We start from the raw sequence: 17,319 nt of genomic DNA, 5'->3' as shown, positions 1-17,319 counted from the left end.
GCGGCGCCTTCGCGAGAGGCGAGGGCGCCACGGCGGCGTCCGGGCGGTCAGTCCTCGAAGGTCGCCGCGAGCGCCTCGGCGAGGCCCGGGACCAGGTCGGCGCCGGTGCGCACCTCGGTGGGGGAGTCCTTCTCGCGCAGCCGCACCGCGGACTCGCGGGCGCCGTCACGCAGGACCGCCACCGTCATCCGCACCTCCTGGCGCTCCGGGTGCCGGGCGACCCACTTGGCGAGCTGCTGCTCGCTCATCCCGTTCGGCACGCCGGCCTCCGCCGACGGCGGCAGCATCAGCCGCTCCACGGTCAGGGCGCATCCGGCCACCGCGTCCGGCCAGGCGATGGTGCCCAGGAACTCGTCCAGGGGGGCTCCCTCGGGCAGCTCGTCCTGCTCGATGGGGGTGAGCGAGGCGGCGGCGTCCTCCAGGCCGAGCTGGGCGGCCAGGCCGGGTTCCTGCGCGCGCAGCTTCGCGGTGTCGACGAGGGCGAAGAGCCGGGCCGGCTGGTCCCAGCCGAGACCGGCCGCGTACTGGTCGATCTCAAGGACGGCGCGGGTCAGCGGGGACGCGGCCATGGGCGCGTCAGGGTCGGCGGGGCCGGAGGGGACGGAGGGCTCGGAAAAGCTGGAAGTGCTGGACATGCTCAATATCGTGCCCTGAAGGTGACCAAAATCGGGAACTGAGTAAAGCCTCGGTAAGTTGCCCCACTGGGCCCTTAGGATCGCTGGGCCCTGATCCACAGTTCCACCGACAGTGAACTTCGAGGTGCACACCTTGGCTTTCCAGATGCCGGACCGCGGCGGAGGCCCGACCAGGCCACGGATGAGAGTCGGCCGGCCGTCCCGGAGAGTCCGGACCCTGCTGCTGACCCTGGGCGTACTGGCCGCGCTGGCCATGCTCTTCGTGATGTTCGCAGGGTTCTGGACGGACTGGCTCTGGTACCGCTCGGTGGACTACTCCTCGGTGTTCACCACCACGCTCGGCACCAAGATCGGCCTGTTCGCGGTCTTCGGGATGCTGATGGCCCTGGTGGTGGGCGCGAACATGTGGCTGGCGCACCGCCTGCGGCCGCCGCTCGCCGCGATGTCGATGGAGCAGCAGAGCCTCGACCGCTACCGGATGAGCATCGCGCCGTACAAGAAGTGGGCGCTGCTGGCGGTCACGGCGCTCGTCGGGCTGGTCGCGGGCGCCTCGGCGGCCGGTCAGTGGCGCACGTGGCTGCAGTGGGTCAACGCGGTGCCGTTCGGCCGGCAGGATCCGCAGTTCCACAAGGACATCTCCTTCTACACCTTCGACCTGCCCTGGTACCGCTTCCTGCTGAGCTTCGGCTTCGCGGCCGCGGTGCTCTCGCTGGTCGCCGCCGCGCTCGTGCACTATCTCTACGGCGGGCTGCGGCTGACGAGCCCCGGTGAGCGGGCCACCGCCGCCGCGACGGGCCATCTGTCCGTGCTGCTGGGCCTGTTCGTGGGGCTCAAGGCGATCGCGTACTGGCTGGACCGGTACGGGCTGGCGGTGAAGTCCAGCGGGCTGAAGTCCACCGACGGCTGGACGGGTCTGCGGTATGTCGACGCCAACGCCTTTCTGCCGGCGAAGACGATTCTGTTCATCATCGCGCTGATCTGCGCGGTGCTGTTCTTCGCGACGCTGTGGCGGCGCACCTGGCAGCTGCCGGTGATCGGCTTCGGGCTGATGGTGCTCTCGGCGGTGCTGATCGGCGGGCTGTACCCGGCGATCGTGCAGAAATTCCAGGTCCAGCCGAACGAGCAGGCCAAGGAAGCGCCGTACATCAAGAAGAACATCACGGCCACGCGCGAGGCCTACGGCATCGACGACGCGGACGTGAAGGACTACGCGGGCACGAGCACCACGGACGACAAGAACACGCTGCGGGCCGAGACCGACGCCACGACCAGTCTGCGGCTGCTCGACCCCAATATCGTCTCGCCCACCTTCCAGCAGCGCCAACAGGTCCGTGACTACTACCAGTTCCCCTCCACCCTGGATGTCGACCGCTACAAGGTCGACGGCAAGGAGCAGGACACGGTCATCGGTCTGCGCGAGCTGAACCTCAAGGGGATTCCCGAGCGCAACTGGATCAACGACCACTTCAAGTACACGCACGGATACGGCGCGATCACCGCGAGCGGCACCTCCATCACCAGTGAGGGCGAGCCGCAGTTCACCAACGGCGAGCTGCCGACGAAGGGCATCCTCGGCTCGTACGAACAGCGCGTCTACTACGGCGAGAAGACCACCCAGTACTCGATCGTCGGCGGACCGCAGCAGGAGGTCGACTACTCGGAGAACGGCGGCGAGAAGGCGTACAGCTACGAGGGCAAGAGCGGGGTGAGCCTGTCGAACCCGGTCAACCGCGCGGCCTACGCGGTGGCCTTCGGGGAGCCGCAGATCCTCTACTCCGGCGCCATCGGCGACGGTTCGCGGATTCTGTACAACCGCACGCCCAAGGAGCGCGTCGAGGCCGTCGCCCCGTGGCTGACCATCGACGGCGACGCCTATCCGGCGGTGATCGGCGACCGGATCCAGTGGATCGTCGACGCCTACACCACGAGCAACGGCTACCCGTACGCCTCGCGCACGACGCTCGGCGACACCACGGCGGATTCGCTGACGACGGGCCAGCGGGCCGTGGTCGCCCAGCAGAACCAGGTCAACTACATCCGCAATTCCGTGAAGGCGACCGTCGACGCCTACGACGGCACGGTCCGGCTCTACCAGTGGGACACCGAGGACCCGGTGCTCAAGACCTGGATGAAGGCGTTCCCGGGCACGGTCAAGGCCAAGAGCGAGATCAGCGGGAAGCTGCTGGACCACCTGCGCTATCCGCAGGACCTGTTCAAGGTGCAGCGCGAGCTGCTGACCCGCTACCACGTGGTCGAGCCGGGCACCTTCTACACCGGCAGTGAGCGCTGGCAGGTCCCGGACGACCCGACCAACAAGTCGGGCAACGCGGTGCCGCCGTACTACCTGAGCATGAAGATGCCGGACCAGAAGGCGCCGACGTTCTCGCTGTCGACGACGTTCACGCCCAAGGGCCGGGAGAACCTCGGCGCGTTCATGGCGGTGGACGCGGACGCGCGCAGTGCGGACTACGGGAAGATCCGGATTCTGAAACTGCCCGCGCAGAGTCCGGTGTTCGGGCCGAAGCAGATGCAGTCCAAATTCAACTCCGAATCGAAGATCGCCAATGAGCTCAACATCCTCAAGCGCGGCGATTCGGAGATCGAGTACGGGAATCTGCTGACGGTGCCGCTCTCGGGCGGGCTGCTGTACGTGGAGCCGGTCTATCTGCGCGGCGCGAACACGAACTTCCCGCTGCTGAAGAAGGTGCTCGTCTCCTACGGAAAGGAAGCGGTCCTCGCGGACAGTCTCGACCAGGCGCTCGACCAGGTCTTCGGCGCGAAGGGTTCCGAGAGCGGCAAGCAGCAGCCGCCCCCGGAGAGCGGTCAGCAGAAGCCGGTGCCGGACGCCACGGTCGCCCAGGCCACGAAGGACGCCCTCGGCGCCTACGAGGAGAGCCAGAAGGCCATGGCGAACCAGGACTGGGCGGCGTACGGCAAGGCCCAGCAGGCCCTGAAGGAGGCGCTCGAACGGCTGCAGAAGGCCGAGGAGGCCGCCGAGAAGGGCGGCAGACCGGGCAGCTGACGCCGCGTCGGCCGGGCGCCGGGATGCCGCCCGCCGCGAGTGCCGGAGGGCTCCGCCCCGCGCCGCGATGTTGTCGATCGACACCGTGATAAAGTTGATCAACAACATCGCGGGGTGGAGCAGCTCGGTAGCTCGCTGGGCTCATAACCCAGAGGTCGTAGGTTCAAATCCTGCCCCCGCTACTGCAAGGACAAGGCCCGGAGTCTGCGGACTCCGGGCCTTGTCCGTTGGTTCGACGGGTGAACGGTCACGGCCGTTCGGCGGGCGCGATGTTGACGCGGACTGTGCGGGTTGTGTGCGGGGCTTCTGTGGAGAGTTTGGAGCACCGTCGTGTCGGGAAGTCGGGAAGTCGACAAAACGCTGAAGTGACCTCACTGGCTGCGGTATACCAGGTGTACGCGGGTTGCGGGTGGTGCGACGATGGGGCTTATGGGGGACAGGACCAGGCTGAGGGAGACAGGCCGGCTTGCCGCCGCTCCCGGTGACAGCGGTGCCTCGCGCGAGCCTGCCCACGCACCGGAGCGGCCGGAGCCGGTGGCGTCCGCGGGCCCCATGGCCCCCGGCCCCCTCGGCGACGTCGTCGACCTGGAGCTGGAGACCGCCCGCCGCCGCGCCGCCGAGACCGGCGACCCGGCGGCGCTGAGCATGCTCGGCGCGCTGCTGCTGCGGCGCGGCGATCTCGACGGCGCCGAGCGGCACTTGAGGGCCGCGACGGCCGAGGGCGACCGCTCGGCCGCCAACAACCTCGGCGTCCTGCTGCACCAGCGCGGCTACCCCGACGAGGCCGCCGGCTGGTGGCGCATCGCCGCCGTCGCCGGCTCCGCGCCCGCCGCCCACGCGCTCGGCCGCTACCACCGCGAGCGCGGGGACGAGCCGGCCGCCGAGTACTGGCTGCGCCAGGCCGCCGAGTCCGGGCACGCCCTCGGCGCGTACGCCCTGGCCGATCTGCTGGAGCACCGCAGCGACGTGGGGGCCGAGCGCTGGTTCCGCTCGGCCGCCGAGCGCGGTCACCGCGAGGCCGCCTACCGCCTCGCCCGTATCCTCGACGGCCGCTCGCCGCGCCCCGCGGCCACCACCGGCCCCACCGCCTCCCCCGGCGGCGTGGAGACCTCCGTGCGCGAGCTGCGCGCCGCGGCGGCCGCCGCCGAGGCGCGCGGCGCCGGCCCCGCCCGCGAGGCCGAGCAGTGGTACCGGCAGGCCGCCGCCCGCGGCCACCGCCGCGCCGCCCTGCATCTGGGCACCCTCCTGGAGGGCCGCGGGGAGACCCAGGAGGCCGCGCGCTGGTACCTGACCTCCGCCAAGGACGGCGAGCCGCGCGCCGCGTGCGCGCTGGGCTTCCTGCTGCGCGACGCCGGGGACACCGACAGCGCCGCCGTGTGGTGGCGGCGTGCCGCCCAGGACGGCGACGGCAACGCCGCCAACGCGCTCGGCGCCCTGCACGCCGACCGCGGCGAGAGCCAGGAGGCGGAGCGCTGGTACCGCGCGGCCCTGGACGCCGGGGATGTCAACGGCGCGTACAACCTCGGCCTGTTGTGCGCCGGCCAGGGGCGTACGGCCCAGGCCGAGCAGTGGTACCGCCGCGCCGCCTACGCCGGTCACCGCGAGGCCGCCAACGCGCTCGCCGTGCTGCTGCTCCAGGGCGGCGACGCGGCCGGGGCCGAGCCGTGGTTCTCCAAGGCCGCCGAGGCCGGCAGCGTCGACGCCGCCTTCAATCTGGGCATCCTGCACGCCGGCCGCGACGACGAGGCCACCGCGCTGCAGTGGTACGAGCGCGCGGCGACCGCCGGGCACACCGACGCCGCCCTGCAGGTCGCGATGGCCCTGCTGCGCGACGGCGACGAGGAGGCCGCCGAGCGGCACCTGCGGGTGGCGGTGCGCGGCGGCAGCGCGGAGGCCGCGTTCCGGCTGGGCGCGCTGCTCGACCGCGACGGGGACGCGCGCGACGAGTGCGAGGAGTGGTACGCGCAGGCAGCCCGCCAGGGACACCGGCGGGCCCAGGTGCGGCTGGGGATGCTCGTCGCCGAGCGCGGCGACGTGGTGGAGGCCGCGCGCTGGTACCGCGAGGCCGCCGAGGCCGGCAGCCGCAACGGCGCCTTCAATCTGGGACTGCTGCTGGCCCGCGAGGGCAGCGAGCCGGAGGCCGCCGTGTGGTGGACCCGCGCCGCCGAGGCCGGGCACGGCCGGGCCGCCCTGCGGCTGGGGCTGCTGGCGGCCCGCAGGGGCGATCTGGCGGCGGGCCGGCACTGGTGCGAGCGCGCCGTGCGGCTGGGCCCGGCGGAGGTCGCCGAGCGCGCGGCACGGCTGCGCGACGCCCTGCAGCAGGAGCTGACGGCCTGAGCCGGAAGAACCGGAAGGCATTTGCCAGCACCGGTGAACGCGCGTTAAAGTTGGGGCACCGACGCGGGGTGGAGCAGCTCGGTAGCTCGCTGGGCTCATAACCCAGAGGTCGCAGGTTCAAATCCTGTCCCCGCTACTCGCTTCAGGCAAGGCCCGGATCCCGTAGGGATCCGGGCCTTTGTCGTGCCCGCGTGCCCGCGTGCGGGTGGGCGCGGCAGGAGCGCCCCGCCTCCGGCCTACGCCTCGGCGCAGTCCGGGCAGACGCCCCGGTACGTCACCTCGACCGCCGCGACCCGGAAGCCGAAGCGCTCCTCGGCGGGCAGGCCCGCGAGCAGGTCGCCCGAGGGGTGGACGTCGCGGATGGTGCCGCACCGGGAGCACACCAGGTGCTGGTGCGCGTGGTGGGCGTTCGGGTCGTAGCGCTTGGCGCGGCCGTCCGTGCTGACTTCCATGACCTCGCCCAGGGAGACCAGCTCCCCGAGGGTGTTGTAGACGGTCGCGCGCGAGATCTCCGGCAGCAGTTCGGCCGCCCTGGCGTGCACCTCGTCCGCCGTGTAGTGGACGTGGTCCCCGTCGAGGACCTCCGCGACGACGCGTCGCTGCGCGGTCAGCCGCCAGCCGCGTCCCCGGAGCCGTTCCAGCAGGTCACTCATGCCATTCACCCATCAGTCAGATAGCACCAGCGTAGCAGCGGCCCGTTCCATCGCTGGAACGCATATCCCTATGTTCCGAGTCTTGACTTGGACTAAGTCCAATGTAGGATCGTGCTCGGCTCAAGGCCAAGGACGAGGACGACCAGACGGAGGCGCACGTGTCGGTGCAGGGCGAGGCCATTTCGACGACGGGCCCGCTGACCACGGAGTCCGGGGCTCCGGTAGCGGACAACCAGAACAGCGAGACCGCGGGCATCGGCGGCCCCGTCCTGGTGCAGGACCAGCTGCTGCTGGAGAAGCTCGCGCACTTCAACCGCGAGCGCATCCCGGAGCGCGTCGTGCACGCCCGGGGCGCCGGCGCCTACGGAACGTTCACGCTGACCGCCGACGTCTCGCGGTACACGCGGGCGAAGTTCCTCTCCGAGGTCGGCAAGCAGACCGAGGTGTTCCTGCGCTTCTCCACCGTCGCGGGCAACCTCGGCTCCGCCGACGCGGTGCGCGACCCGCGCGGTTTCGCCCTCAAGTTCTACACGGAGGAGGGGAATTACGACCTCGTCGGCAACAACACCCCGGTCTTCTTCATCAAGGACGCGGTGAAGTTCCCCGACTTCATCCACACCCAGAAGCGCGACCCGTACACCGGCTCGCAGGAGGCGGACAACGTCTGGGACTTCTGGGGGCTCTCCCCGGAGTCCACGCACCAGGTGACCTGGCTGTTCGGCGACCGGGGCATCCCGGCCTCGTACCGCCACATGAACGGCTACGGCTCGCACACCTACCAGTGGAACAACGAGGCCGGCGAGGTCTTCTGGGTCAAGTACCACTTCAAGACCGACCAGGGCATCAAGAACCTCACCCAGGAAGAGGCCAACAGGCTCGCGGGCGAGGACCCCGACAGCCACCAGCGGGACCTGCGCGAGGCCATCGAGCGCGGCGAGTTCCCGTCCTGGACGGTCCAGGTGCAGATCATGCCGGCGGCGGATGCGGCCACCTACCGCTTCAACCCGTTCGACCTCACCAAGGTGTGGCCGCACGCGGACTACCCGCCGATCGAGATCGGCCGGCTGGAGCTGAACCGCAACCCCGACAACATCTTCGCCGAGGTCGAGCAGTCGGTCTTCTCTCCGGCGCACTTCGTGCCGGGCATCGGCCCGTCCCCGGACAAGATGCTCCAGGGCCGGCTCTTCGCCTACGGCGACGCCCACCGCTACCGCGTCGGCATCAACGCCGACCACCTGCCGGTCAACCGCCCGCACGCCACCGAGGCCCGCAACTACAACCGTGACGGCCTCGCCTACGACGGCCGGCACGGCCGGTCGAAGAACTACGAGCCGAACAGCTTCGGCGGCCCGGAGCAGACCGGCCGCGCGCTGTGGCAGCCGGTCCCCGTCTCGGGCCGCACGGGCGAGACGGCGGCCCCCTCGCACGCCGAGGACAACGACTTCGTCCAGGCGGGCAACCTCTACCGGCTGATGTCGGAGGAGGAGAGGGAGCGGCTGGTCGCCAACCTCGCGGGCTTCATCGCCAAGGTGTCCCGCGAAGAGATCGCCGAGCGGGCCGTGGCCAACTTCCGCCAGGCGGACGCCGACTTCGGCAAGCGGCTGGAGGCCGCGGTCCAGGCCCTGCGCGGCTAGCCCGGACCCGTTTGCCGATGCGCACCGGGGAGGCCGGACGCCACTGGGCTCCGGCCTCCCCGGCCGTGCGCGCCGCCCGCGGCCGTCGCTCAGCCGGCGAGCGCGTCCGCGCTCTCCCGGGCGGGCGCCCAGCAGCGGATGATGTCGCGCACCGAGACCACGCCGACCGGCCCCGTGCCGTCGAGCACGATCAGGTGCCGGAAGCCGCCGCGCGACATGGCCGTCGCGGCCTTCGCGAGCGTCCACTCGGGGGCCGCGAAGACGACGTCGGTCGTGGTGTGGGCGTGGGCCGTCTCCCGGTCGGGATCCTGGCCCGCCCCCAGGGAGTTGAGGATGTCGCGTTCGGTGAGGATGCCGAGTCCGCCGGCATCGGGGTCGAGGACGACCGCCGCCCCTATCCTGCGCGCGGACATCAGCCGTGCCGCCTGCCTGAGGGTGTGTGCGGGGCCGATGGTGAGGACCACCGTGCTCATGGCGTCGCTGACGAGCATGGGCTGGGCCACCTCCTTGACGGGCCGTCGGTTCCGTCGGTCGAGGACCGTGAACCCCGAACAGGATTCACAAGTTCACAAGCCCTCATCCTCACACGGAAGGCAGGAGCCAACAAGGGGCGTGCGGAGCCCGGGTTCCACTTCCTCGTGCGTCGCGTGCGCCGCGCGCGGAGTCAAGCGCGCAGTCACGCGCGCAGATACCCCAGCAACTCGTCGTGGAGCAGCCCGTTGGAGGCGGCGGCGTCCCCGCTGTGCGGGCCGCGCCGGCCGTCGAGGCCGGTGAACCGGCCGCCCGCCTCCTCGACGATGACGGCGTTGGCCGCCATGTCCCACAGCGACAGCTCCGGCTCCGCGCACATGTCCACCGCGCCCTCGGCGACCATCATGTACGGCCAGAAGTCGCCGTAGCCGCGGGTGCGCCAGCAGTCGCGGGTCAGCTCCAGGAAGCCCGGCAGCAGCCCGCGCTCCTCCCAGCCGGTGAGCGAGGAGTACGCGAACGACGCGTCCTCGATACGGCCCACCCGCGAGACGGTCAGCTGGGTCGCCGACATCAGGCTGCGGCCGGTGTACGCGCCCGAGCCCTTCGCGGCCCACCAGCGGCGGTTGAGCGCCGGCGCGGAGACCACGCCCACCACCGGCTCCCAGCCGATCCGGCCCTCCTCCTCGACCTGCACCATGAGCGCGATCAGCGTGGCCCACACGGGCACCCCGCGCACATAGTTCTTGGTGCCGTCGATGGGGTCGATGATCCAGCGGCGCGGCCCCGTGCCCTCGCTGCCGAACTCCTCGCCCAGTACGGCGTCGCGCGGCCGGGCGCGCTGCAGATGGCCGCGGATCAGCTCCTCGGCGGCCTTGTCCGCCTCGCTCACCGGAGTCATGTCCGGTTTGGTCTCGACCTTCAGGTCGAGGGCCTTGAACCGGTCCATGGTCGCCGCGTCCGCGGCGTCCGCGAGGACATGGGCGAGACGCAGATCATCGTGGTAGTCGGACATGAGGGGCACATTACCCGGGCGCGGGCCCCGGGCCGTCGCGGCCCGCCAGAGCTCTTGACAGCGTCTGTCGGCGCGTCAATTCTGTGGGCCAACAGGCCCACTACGACGTGCGGCCCGGGGCCGGGGAGGCGACCATGCCCGCGGCACGAGAACTCTTGCTGGACGCGGCCTTCGCGGCGCTCGGCGCCCGGCCCTGGAGCGGGGTCAGGATGGTCGACGTCGCGGCCGCCGCCGGGGTGTCCCGGCAGACGCTGTACAACGAGTTCGGCAGCAAGGACGGACTGGCGCGCGCCCTGGTGCGGCGCGAGGCCGAGTCCTTCCTCGCCGGGGTCGAGCACGCCCTGGCCGCCGTCGGGGAGGGCGCCGACGCGGGGGAGCGGTGCGCCGCCGTCGCGGGCTGGATGCTGCGCGCGGCCCGGACGAACCCGCTGGTGCGGGCGGCGCTCACCGGCTGCCGCGGCGAGCGGCTCCCGGCCGCCGCGGCCCCGCCCGTCCCCGCCGTCCCGCCGGCCCGCTCCGTGCCCGGCCCGCCGCGCGGCGCTCCCTCGCCGGGGGCGCTGGCGGTCGGCGTGCGCGACCGGGCCGTACGGGCCGTCGCGCCCGGCGTCCCGCCGGGCCCGTCGGCCGGGGGCGCGGAGCGGGCGGTGTGGGCGTGCGAGGCCGCGGTGCGGCTGGCGCTGTCGTACGTCGTCGCGCCGGCCGGCCCGGACGAGGAGGCGGCGGAGCGGGTCGCCGAGCTGGTACGGGCCCTGCTGGGCGGCGGCGCGGAGGTCCGCGACCCAAGGCCCCCGGAAGGGGAGTCCGCCCGGCGGTGAACCTAGTGCGCCGAGCCCGACAGTTGCAGCCCCATCACGCCCAGGATCACCAGCGCGATGGAGACCAGCTTGAGCGTGGAGACGAGGTCGCCGAGGAAGACCATGCCGTAGATGGCCGTGCCGGCGGCGCCGATGCCGGTCCACACCGCGTACGCCGGGCCGACGTCGAGCTTCTTCAGCGACAGGGTCAGCAGACCGAAGCTGCCGAGCGCGAAGCACGCGAAGGCGATGGTCGGCCACAGGCGGGTGAAGCCGTGGGAGAGTTTCAGACAGACGGCGAAGCCGGTTTCCAGAAGTCCGGCGACCACCACCAGCAGCCACGCCATCAGATTTGCCTCCCGTGTCTGAAGTGACCGCCGCACGTCAACGGTGTGTTTGGTGCAATGGTTGCCCTTGCCATCGGCAGCCCCTCGCAAACTTAGGCGATCAGTCGCCTTCCCGCCGCTCCCGGGTCGCGAGCAGCCGGCGCAGGGAGTACAGCCGCTGCGGGTCGGCGTGCCCGCCGGCGACCCACGCGTCGAGCGCGCAGTCCTGCTCGTCGTGGCTGCACGCACGCGGGCAGTCCGCCGTGCCCGGCTCCAGGTCCGGGAAGGCGTGGATGACCCGCGAGGGATCCACGTGGTGCAGGCCGAAGGACCGCACCCCCGGGGTGTCGATCACCCAGCCCGGGCCCCCGGGCAGCGGCAGCGCGAGCGCCGAGGTCGTGGTGTGCCGGCCGCGGCCGGTGACCGCGTTGACGTGTCCGGTGGCCCGCTGCCGGTCCGGTACGAGCGCGTTGACCAAGGTGGTCTTGCCGACACCGGAGTGCCCGACGAAGGCGGTCACGCGGCCCGCGAGCCGCTCGCGGACGCGGTCGGCGGCGGCGCCGTCGGCGAGTTCGGCGCGGTTGGTGACCACGTACGGCACGCCCAGCGCCCCGTAGGACTCCAGCAGTTTCTCCGGCGGGGCCAGGTCCGACTTCGTCAGCACGAGCAGCGGTTCGAGCCCGGCGTCGTAGGCGGCGACCAGACAGCGGTCGATCAGCCGGGGGCGCGGCTCGGGGTCGGCGAGGGCGGTGACGATCGCGAGCTGGTCGGCGTTGGCGACCACGACCCGCTCGTAGGGATCGTCGTCGTCGGCGGTACGGCGCAGCACGGAGGAGCGCTCCTCGACCCGCACGACCCGCGCCAGGGTGTCCTTGGCCCCGCTGAGGTCGCCGACGACCGCGACCCGGTCGCCGACGACGACGCCCTTGCGGCCGAGCTCGCGGGCCTTCATCGCGACGACCGTGCGGTCCTCGACCAGGACGGTCAGCCGGCCGCGGTCGACGGTGACGACGAAGCCCTCGGCGGCGTCCTCGTGCTTGGGGCGGATGCTGGTGCGGGGGCGGTTGCCCTTGCGGTTGGGGCGGACGCGGACGTCGTCCTCGTCGGTGTGCTTGCCGTAGCGGCGCATTGCGGTCTTCCTGCCTGTCAGCCTCTGGGCACGGCGCTCGGCCCGGACGCCGGGCTGAGCATGTCCGTCCACAGCTCGGGGAAGTCGGGCAGGGTCTTGGCGGTGGTGGCCACGTTCTCCACCTGGACGCCCTCGACGGCCAGGCCGATGACCGCGGCGGCGGTGGCGAGCCGGTGGTCCTCGTAGGTGTGGAAGACACCGCCGTGCAGCGGGCGGGGGCGGATGCGCAGCCCGTCCTCGGTCTCGGAGACCTCGCCGCCGAGCGCGTTGATCTCCTTGGCGAGGGCGGCCAGCCGGTCCGTCTCGTGCAGCCGCAGGTGGGCTACGCCGCGCAGGACGGACTCGGAGTCCGCGAGCGCGGCGACGGCCGCGATCACCGGGGTGAGCTCGCCGACCTCGTGCAGATCGGCGTCGATGCCGGTGACGCGGCCGGTGCCGGTGAAGGTCAGCCCGGCGTCGGTCAGTTCGCAGGAGCCGCCCATGGCGGTGAAGATCCCGCGCAGCGCGTCGCCGGGCTGCGTGGTGCGCTCGGGCCAGTCGGGGATGGTCACCCGGCCGCCGGTGACCAGGGCGGCGGCGAGGAACGGGGCCGCGTTGGACAGGTCGGGCTCGACGACGAGGTCGCGGCCGAGCAGGGCGCTGGGGGAGACCCGCCACACGTCGGGCTCGCCGCCCGACTCGGGGGTGTCGACCTGCGCGCCCGCCATGCGCAGCATGTCCACGGTCATACGGATGTGCGGCAGGGACGGCAGGACGGCTCCGGTGTGCCGGACCTCCACGCCCTGGTTGAAGCGTGGCGCGGACAGCAGCAGCGCGCTGACGAACTGGGAGGAGGAGGACGCGTCGATCTCGACGGGCCCGCCGTCGAGCGCCCCGCCGCCGTGCACGGTCAGCGGCAGCGCGCCGCGCTCGTTGTCGTCGATACGGGCGCCCAGCGCGCGCAGCGCGTCGATCACCCCGTGCAGGGGGCGCTCGTGGCTGCGGGGGTCGCCGTCGAAGTGGATCGGGCCGTCGGCCAGGGCGGCCACGGGTGGCAGGAAGCGCATGACGGTGCCGGCGTTGCCGACGTCGACGGTCGCCGGGCCGTGCAGCCGGGCGGGGATCACTCGCCACGCCTCACCGGCGGGGCCGCCCGAGGCGGAGCTCGACGAGACGGTCTCCTCGATGCCCACGCCCAGCGCGCGCAGCGCCTCCGCCATCAGCAGGGTGTCGCGGGAGCGCAGCGGGCGGCGCACCCAGCCGGGCTCGGCGGCGAGGGCGGCCAGGACGAGGGCTCGGTTGGTGACCGATTTCGATCCGGGCACCGTGACGGTCGCGTCGACGGCTCCAGTCGCGAGGGGTGCTGGCCACAGATCGGTGTGCGCGGGGCTCTCGGTCATGCCTTCACCTTAGTGGCTCGCCGAAGGTCACACTCCGAGCAGCCATCGGCCACCACCGATCAGCGCGCACAGCGAGACGACGTGGAAGAAGCCCAGCCACGCGGCCGCCGGCAGGCCCGTGAGCCGGGCCAGCTGGTCGGCGTCGGAGTCCGCCGCGCCCCCGTGGCGGCGCTTGCGCTGCAGTTCGAAGCCCGGACGCACCCCGCCCAGCAGCAGGAACCACACCACCCCGTACGCGAACAGCGCCTGCACGCCCGGTCCGGCGAGCCAGGAGACCAGGACGAAGGCGCTGCCGGAGAGCAGTACGGTCAGCAGGCCGAAGGCGTTGCGGACCATCACCAGCAGCGCCGCGAGCAGCGCCGTCGCGCCCCACAGCAGGCCGGTGATGTGCCCGGCGGCGAGCAGCGCGGCCCCCAGCAGACCGAGCAGGGAGGGCGCGGTGTAGCCGGCGGCGGCGGTCAGGATCATGCCGATCCCGGTCGGTTTGCCGCGCGAGACGGTCAGCCCGGAGGTGTCCGAGTGCAGCCGTATGCCCTCCAGGGTCCGGCCGCTGAGCAGGGCGACCAGCCCGTGCCCGCCCTCGTGCGCGATGGTGACGGCGTTGCGGGTCACCCGCCAGACGCCGTGCGGCAGGACCGCCGCGAGCGCGACGAGTCCGGTCACTATCACCAGCCAGGAAGCGGGGTGGGGCTGCGTCGACACGACACGGTCCCAGACAGCGGCGGGACTGGAGTTGTTCATGGGGTGCGCGGCTCCTCGTGAGTGAGTCCGTGGCAGGGTGGCGGTATGTGTGGTCGATATGCGGCGAGCCGGAGCCCCGAGGACCTCGCCGGGCTCTTCCACGTGGAGAAGTGGGAGCCCACCGAGACGCTCGCCCCGGACTGGAACGTGGCACCGACGAAGAGCGTGTACGCGGTGCTCGAACGCCCCCTGAAAGACGCCGCGGACCGGCGTCCGGTTCGCCAGTTGCGTGCGCTGCGCTGGGGACTTGTCCCTTCTTGGGCGAAAAGTCCCGAAGGTGCCGCGAAAATGATCAACGCCCGGGCGGAGACGGTGCACGAGAAGCCCTCCTTCCGCCGGGCCTTCGAGGCACGCCGCTGCCTCATACCCGCCGACGGCTACTACGAGTGGGTCACCGGCGCCGCCGAGCGAGAAATCGAAGAACAACTCCAAGAAAGGGGCCGGAGAAAGAGGGCCCGGAAACAGCCGTACTTTGTCACTCCCGCCGACGGATCGGTCATGGCGATGGCCGGGATCTACGAGTTCTGGCGCGACCCGACGCTGCCGCCCGACCACCCGGCGGCCTGGTGGGTCACCTGCTCGGTGATCACCACGGCGGCCGAGAGCGAGCCGTTCGCGGCGGGCGGCGCCCCGGAGGGCGAGCCCGGACCGCGCTCGCTCGCCGAGATCCACCCCCGGATGCCGCTGCTGCTGACCCCCGACCGCTGGGACGCCTGGCTGGATGCGGCCCGCACCGGGACGGAGGAGCTGCGCGCCCTGCTGGCCCCGCCCCCGCCCGGCCTCGTCCGTGCCTATCCGGTCACCACGGCGGTCAGCGACGTCCGCAACAACGGGCCGGAACTGGTGGCGGAACTGGCGGCACCGGAGGAGTCGACCCTCTTCTGAGCCGGTTCTGGACGGGCGTCCGGGCGGGAGCACGGCAGGATGGGACCGTGATCGACACCGTGCCCACCCCCGCCGGGGACGCCCGCGTCCACTGGTATCCCGCGCCCCGCCCGCGTCTCGTGCTCGCCCTCGGGCACGGCGCGGGCGGCGGCGTCGAGGCCCGGGACCTCGCCGCGCTCGCCGCCGCGCTGCCCGCGCACCACGTCACCGTCGCTCTCGTCGAACAGCCCTGGCGGGTCGCCGGCAAGAAGGTCGCCCCCGCGCCGAAGACCCTCGATACGGCCTGGCGCGCCCTGTGGCCCGCGCTCACCGGGCCGGGCCTGCCCGTCGTCGCCGGCGGCCGCAGCGCCGGCGCCCGCGTCGCCTGCCGCACCGCCGCGGAGCTCGGCGCGGTCGCCGTCCTCGCGCTGAGCTTCCCGCTGCACCCCCCGGGCAGGCCGGAGAACTCCCGCGCCGACGAGCTGACCGGGACCGCCGTGCCCACGCTCGTCGTCCAGGGCGGCAAGGACCCCTTCGGCAGACCCGGCGAATTCCCGGACGGTACCGCCCTGGTGGCCGTACCGCACGGCGACCACGGCTTCGCCGTTCCGAAGAAGGCGGACATCTCCCAGGACGGGGCGCTGCGGCTGCTGACGGACGCGGTCGCCGGCTGGCTCAAGGACATCGCCTGAAAAACCTCCGGCACGAAGCGGAGAACCCGGCCGCGCGCAATGGCGGAATACACGGCTCCGCAACCCGTTCGGCCTTCCGCGCCCTTTCGGGAATGAGACACCCGGTGCCGCTGTTGTGCCTGTCGTCACCGCCGAGGCACCGACAGTGGAATGGGAGTCCGCCGCATGGGTCCGATCGCCTGCCTTTCCCGCCCGCAGACCGCTGACCTGGGGTGGTCGGCGCTGCGCGGGGAGCAGTCCGCCCCTGCCGGAGCGGCGGACGGGCCGGGTCGTCGTCTATTCTCCGATTCGAGCGGCCCCGCACAGGGCGCCGCCGTCGTGTTGGAGGAGGTGGGTCCGGTCGCCGGTACGGACGAGGGCGCCGAGGGAGGCCGCGAGCGGCCTGCCGTCGAGCCCGCCGCCATCGCTCCCGGTGCCGATGCCGAGAGCGCTGCCGCGCGCAGTGCCCGTTTCGAGCGTGACGCCCTGACTTTCCTGGACCAGATGTACTCGGCCGCGCTGCGCATGACGCGCAATCCCGCCGACGCCGAGGATCTGGTGCAGGAGACGTACGCCAAGGCGTACGCGTCCTTCCACCAGTTCCGCGACGGTACGAACCTCAAGGCCTGGCTGTACCGGATCCTGACCAACACGTTCATCAACTCCTACCGCAAGAAGCAGCGCGAGCCGCTGCGCAGCGCGTCGGAGGAGATCGAGGACTGGCAGCTGGCGCGGGCCGAGTCGCACATGTCGACCGGGCTGCGTTCCGCCGAGTCGCAGGCGCTGGACCATCTGCCCGACTCCGACGTCAAGGAAGCCCTTCAGGCCATCCCCGAGGAGTTCCGTATCGCGGTCTACCTCGCGGATGTGGAGGGCTTTGCCTACAAGGAGATCGCGGACATCATGGGTACGCCCATCGGCACGGTCATGTCCCGGCTGCACCGGGGCCGCCGCCAGCTGCGCGGCATGCTGGAGGACTACGCGCGCGAGCGCGGGCTGGTCCCGGCCGGGTCCGCCCCGGCGCCGAACGGTTCCGACGCGTCGCACAATCGGAAAGGCTCGGACTCATGAGCTGCGGAGAGCCGCACGAGACGGAGTGCTCTGAAGTCCTCGACCATCTCTACGAGTTCCTCGACCACGAGATGCCGGACGGCGACTGCGCCAAGTTCGAGGTGCACATCGACGAGTGCTCGCCCTGCCTGGAGAAGTACGGGCTGGAGCAGGCGGTGAAGAAGCTCGTCAAGCGCTGCTGCGGCCACGACGACGTGCCGGCCGATCTGCGGGCCAAGGTGATGGGCCGTATCGAGCTGATCCGCTCCGGCCACTCGGTCCCCGACCACGACCTGGTCACCGGCCGCCCGGCCGACGCGCCGTCCGCCTCCTCGGGAGACGCGGGGCGGGGCGACCGGGCCGCCGGTTCCGGTGAGGCGTCCCCGGCGTAGGGGACGCCCGGCCCCGTACCACCCTTCCGGGACGGTTGCGCACGCGTGCCCTCGTGGCCGGCCGGTCCGCGCGTTCCCCGGAAGCACTCGCGGGTCGCCGCGCGCCGCCCGGAAGATCCCGGAGCCGCCCGGTACGGGCCCGCGTTCCCGCCCCCGAGCGGCAGCGAAAGCGCATTTATGCACGTGCCGTGTGAACGTCACCCGAAGGT

Annotated in this window: 16 protein-coding genes and 2 tRNA genes; 10 read left to right on the top strand and 8 right to left on the bottom strand. The window is 72.2% G+C overall.

Annotated elements, in window-relative coordinates; all coding sequences use genetic code 11:
- Positions 1 to 47 precede the first annotated feature (47 nt).
- A complete protein-coding gene (locus ACFP1Z_RS01050) occupies positions 48 to 569 on the bottom strand; it encodes a PPA1309 family protein (RefSeq protein ID WP_390314088.1) in 522 nt (173 codons plus the stop codon).
- 211 nt (positions 570 to 780) lie between these two features.
- On the opposite strand from ACFP1Z_RS01050, the gene ACFP1Z_RS01045 reads away from it, so the two are divergent.
- The 4 genes from ACFP1Z_RS01045 (at position 781) to ACFP1Z_RS01030 (ending at position 6,130) form a co-directional block, all read left to right on the top strand.
- Positions 781 to 3,657 carry a UPF0182 family membrane protein gene (locus ACFP1Z_RS01045; RefSeq protein WP_390314087.1) on the top strand — a complete coding sequence of 959 codons (2,877 nt, stop codon included), beginning with the start codon at positions 781 to 783 and terminating at the stop codon, positions 3,655 to 3,657.
- A 108-nt stretch (positions 3,658 to 3,765) separates the two neighbouring features.
- Positions 3,766 to 3,839: transfer RNA gene (locus tag ACFP1Z_RS01040), tRNA-Met, on the top strand.
- Positions 3,840 to 4,077: 238 nt separating this feature from the next.
- A complete protein-coding gene (locus tag ACFP1Z_RS01035) occupies positions 4,078 to 5,994 on the top strand; it encodes a tetratricopeptide repeat protein (protein ID WP_390313742.1) in 1,917 nt (638 codons plus the stop codon).
- 62 nt (positions 5,995 to 6,056) lie between these two features.
- Positions 6,057 to 6,130 (top strand) — tRNA-Met (locus ACFP1Z_RS01030).
- 100 nt (positions 6,131 to 6,230) lie between these two features.
- On the opposite strand, the gene ACFP1Z_RS01025 is transcribed toward ACFP1Z_RS01030, so the two are convergent.
- Positions 6,231 to 6,647 carry a Fur family transcriptional regulator gene (locus tag ACFP1Z_RS01025; protein WP_390313741.1) on the bottom strand — a complete coding sequence of 139 codons (417 nt, stop codon included), beginning with the start codon at positions 6,645 to 6,647 and terminating at the stop codon, positions 6,231 to 6,233.
- A gap of 158 nt (positions 6,648 to 6,805) precedes the next feature.
- Between ACFP1Z_RS01025 and ACFP1Z_RS01020 the strand changes: the two genes are divergently transcribed.
- Positions 6,806 to 8,281, top strand: a complete 1,476-nt coding sequence (locus ACFP1Z_RS01020; RefSeq protein ID WP_390313740.1) for a catalase — start codon at positions 6,806 to 6,808, stop codon at positions 8,279 to 8,281.
- Between the two features lie 89 nt (positions 8,282 to 8,370).
- On the opposite strand, the gene ACFP1Z_RS01015 is transcribed toward ACFP1Z_RS01020, so the two are convergent.
- Both ACFP1Z_RS01015 and hisN read right to left on the bottom strand, forming a co-directional pair.
- The gene (locus tag ACFP1Z_RS01015) at positions 8,371 to 8,772 is read right to left on the bottom strand and encodes a CBS domain-containing protein (RefSeq protein WP_390313739.1); all 402 of its coding nucleotides are present in this window, start codon (positions 8,770 to 8,772) and stop codon (positions 8,371 to 8,373) included.
- A 185-nt stretch (positions 8,773 to 8,957) separates the two neighbouring features.
- Positions 8,958 to 9,764 (bottom strand): histidinol-phosphatase, encoded by an 807-nt coding sequence (hisN, locus tag ACFP1Z_RS01010; RefSeq protein WP_390313736.1) that lies wholly within the window; start codon positions 9,762 to 9,764, stop codon positions 8,958 to 8,960.
- A gap of 134 nt (positions 9,765 to 9,898) precedes the next feature.
- On the opposite strand from hisN, the gene ACFP1Z_RS01005 reads away from it, so the two are divergent.
- On the top strand, positions 9,899 to 10,579 hold the full coding sequence (locus ACFP1Z_RS01005; RefSeq protein ID WP_390313734.1) for a TetR/AcrR family transcriptional regulator: 681 nt from the start codon (positions 9,899 to 9,901) through the stop codon (positions 10,577 to 10,579).
- Between the two features lie 2 nt (positions 10,580 to 10,581).
- On the opposite strand, the gene ACFP1Z_RS01000 is transcribed toward ACFP1Z_RS01005, so the two are convergent.
- The 4 genes from ACFP1Z_RS01000 to ACFP1Z_RS00985 form a co-directional block, all read right to left on the bottom strand.
- Positions 10,582 to 10,905 carry a DMT family transporter gene (locus tag ACFP1Z_RS01000; RefSeq protein WP_390313733.1) on the bottom strand — a complete coding sequence of 108 codons (324 nt, stop codon included), beginning with the start codon at positions 10,903 to 10,905 and terminating at the stop codon, positions 10,582 to 10,584.
- 100 nt (positions 10,906 to 11,005) lie between these two features.
- Positions 11,006 to 12,013 carry a ribosome small subunit-dependent GTPase A gene (rsgA, locus tag ACFP1Z_RS00995; protein ID WP_390313732.1) on the bottom strand — a complete coding sequence of 336 codons (1,008 nt, stop codon included), beginning with the start codon at positions 12,011 to 12,013 and terminating at the stop codon, positions 11,006 to 11,008.
- A gap of 17 nt (positions 12,014 to 12,030) precedes the next feature.
- On the bottom strand, positions 12,031 to 13,392 hold the full coding sequence (aroA, locus tag ACFP1Z_RS00990) for a 3-phosphoshikimate 1-carboxyvinyltransferase (protein ID WP_390313730.1): 1,362 nt from the start codon (positions 13,390 to 13,392) through the stop codon (positions 12,031 to 12,033).
- Between the two features lie 27 nt (positions 13,393 to 13,419).
- The gene (locus ACFP1Z_RS00985) at positions 13,420 to 14,133 is read right to left on the bottom strand and encodes a M50 family metallopeptidase (protein WP_390313728.1); all 714 of its coding nucleotides are present in this window, start codon (positions 14,131 to 14,133) and stop codon (positions 13,420 to 13,422) included.
- A 45-nt stretch (positions 14,134 to 14,178) separates the two neighbouring features.
- Between ACFP1Z_RS00985 and ACFP1Z_RS00980 the strand changes: the two genes are divergently transcribed.
- The 4 genes from ACFP1Z_RS00980 to rsrA all read left to right on the top strand — a co-directional run bounded on the left by ACFP1Z_RS00980 (position 14,179) and on the right by rsrA (position 17,110).
- The gene (locus tag ACFP1Z_RS00980; RefSeq protein WP_390313727.1) at positions 14,179 to 15,018 is read left to right on the top strand and encodes an SOS response-associated peptidase; all 840 of its coding nucleotides are present in this window, start codon (positions 14,179 to 14,181) and stop codon (positions 15,016 to 15,018) included.
- 47 nt (positions 15,019 to 15,065) lie between these two features.
- On the top strand, positions 15,066 to 15,689 hold the full coding sequence (locus ACFP1Z_RS00975) for an alpha/beta hydrolase family protein (protein ID WP_390313726.1): 624 nt from the start codon (positions 15,066 to 15,068) through the stop codon (positions 15,687 to 15,689).
- A 330-nt stretch (positions 15,690 to 16,019) separates the two neighbouring features.
- Entirely contained in the window at positions 16,020 to 16,739 is a 720-nt protein-coding gene (locus ACFP1Z_RS00970; protein ID WP_390314086.1) for a sigma-70 family RNA polymerase sigma factor, read from the top strand.
- Positions 16,736 to 17,110, top strand: a complete 375-nt coding sequence (rsrA, locus tag ACFP1Z_RS00965) for a mycothiol system anti-sigma-R factor (protein ID WP_390313725.1) — start codon at positions 16,736 to 16,738, stop codon at positions 17,108 to 17,110. The genes ACFP1Z_RS00970 and rsrA overlap by 4 nt, the downstream gene beginning before the upstream one ends.
- Positions 17,111 to 17,319: the final 209 nt, after the last annotated feature.

The organism is Streptomyces gamaensis, assembly GCF_042656465.1.
In the GTDB taxonomy this organism is placed as follows: Bacteria; Actinomycetota; Actinomycetes; order Streptomycetales; family Streptomycetaceae; genus Streptomyces; species Streptomyces gamaensis.
Note: the sequence above shows the minus strand (reverse complement) of the source record. Positions and strands in the feature narration are given on the sequence as shown.

What these genes read in the sequence shown, in the direction of transcription:
- ACFP1Z_RS01050 (WP_390314088.1), bottom strand. Translation starts at nt 569, where the DNA reads ATGGCCGCGTCCCCGCTGACCCGCGCCGTCCTTGAGATCGACCAGTAC.
- rsgA (WP_390313732.1), bottom strand. Translation starts at nt 12,013, where the DNA reads ATGCGCCGCTACGGCAAGCACACCGACGAGGACGACGTCCGCGTCCGC.
- ACFP1Z_RS01015 (WP_390313739.1), bottom strand. Translation starts at nt 8,772, where the DNA reads ATGCTCGTCAGCGACGCCATGAGCACGGTGGTCCTCACCATCGGCCCC.
- ACFP1Z_RS01000 (WP_390313733.1), bottom strand. Translation starts at nt 10,905, where the DNA reads ATGGCGTGGCTGCTGGTGGTGGTCGCCGGACTTCTGGAAACCGGCTTC.
- aroA (WP_390313730.1), bottom strand. Translation starts at nt 13,392, where the DNA reads ATGACCGAGAGCCCCGCGCACACCGATCTGTGGCCAGCACCCCTCGCG.
- hisN (WP_390313736.1), bottom strand. Translation starts at nt 9,764, where the DNA reads ATGTCCGACTACCACGATGATCTGCGTCTCGCCCATGTCCTCGCGGAC.
- ACFP1Z_RS01025 (WP_390313741.1), bottom strand. Translation starts at nt 6,647, where the DNA reads ATGAGTGACCTGCTGGAACGGCTCCGGGGACGCGGCTGGCGGCTGACC.
- rsrA (WP_390313725.1), top strand. Translation starts at nt 16,736, where the DNA reads ATGAGCTGCGGAGAGCCGCACGAGACGGAGTGCTCTGAAGTCCTCGAC.
- ACFP1Z_RS01005 (WP_390313734.1), top strand. Translation starts at nt 9,899, where the DNA reads ATGCCCGCGGCACGAGAACTCTTGCTGGACGCGGCCTTCGCGGCGCTC.
- ACFP1Z_RS01045 (WP_390314087.1), top strand. Translation starts at nt 781, where the DNA reads ATGCCGGACCGCGGCGGAGGCCCGACCAGGCCACGGATGAGAGTCGGC.
- ACFP1Z_RS00985 (WP_390313728.1), bottom strand. Translation starts at nt 14,133, where the DNA reads ATGAACAACTCCAGTCCCGCCGCTGTCTGGGACCGTGTCGTGTCGACG.
- ACFP1Z_RS00980 (WP_390313727.1), top strand. Translation starts at nt 14,179, where the DNA reads ATGTGTGGTCGATATGCGGCGAGCCGGAGCCCCGAGGACCTCGCCGGG.
- ACFP1Z_RS01035 (WP_390313742.1), top strand. Translation starts at nt 4,078, where the DNA reads ATGGGGCTTATGGGGGACAGGACCAGGCTGAGGGAGACAGGCCGGCTT.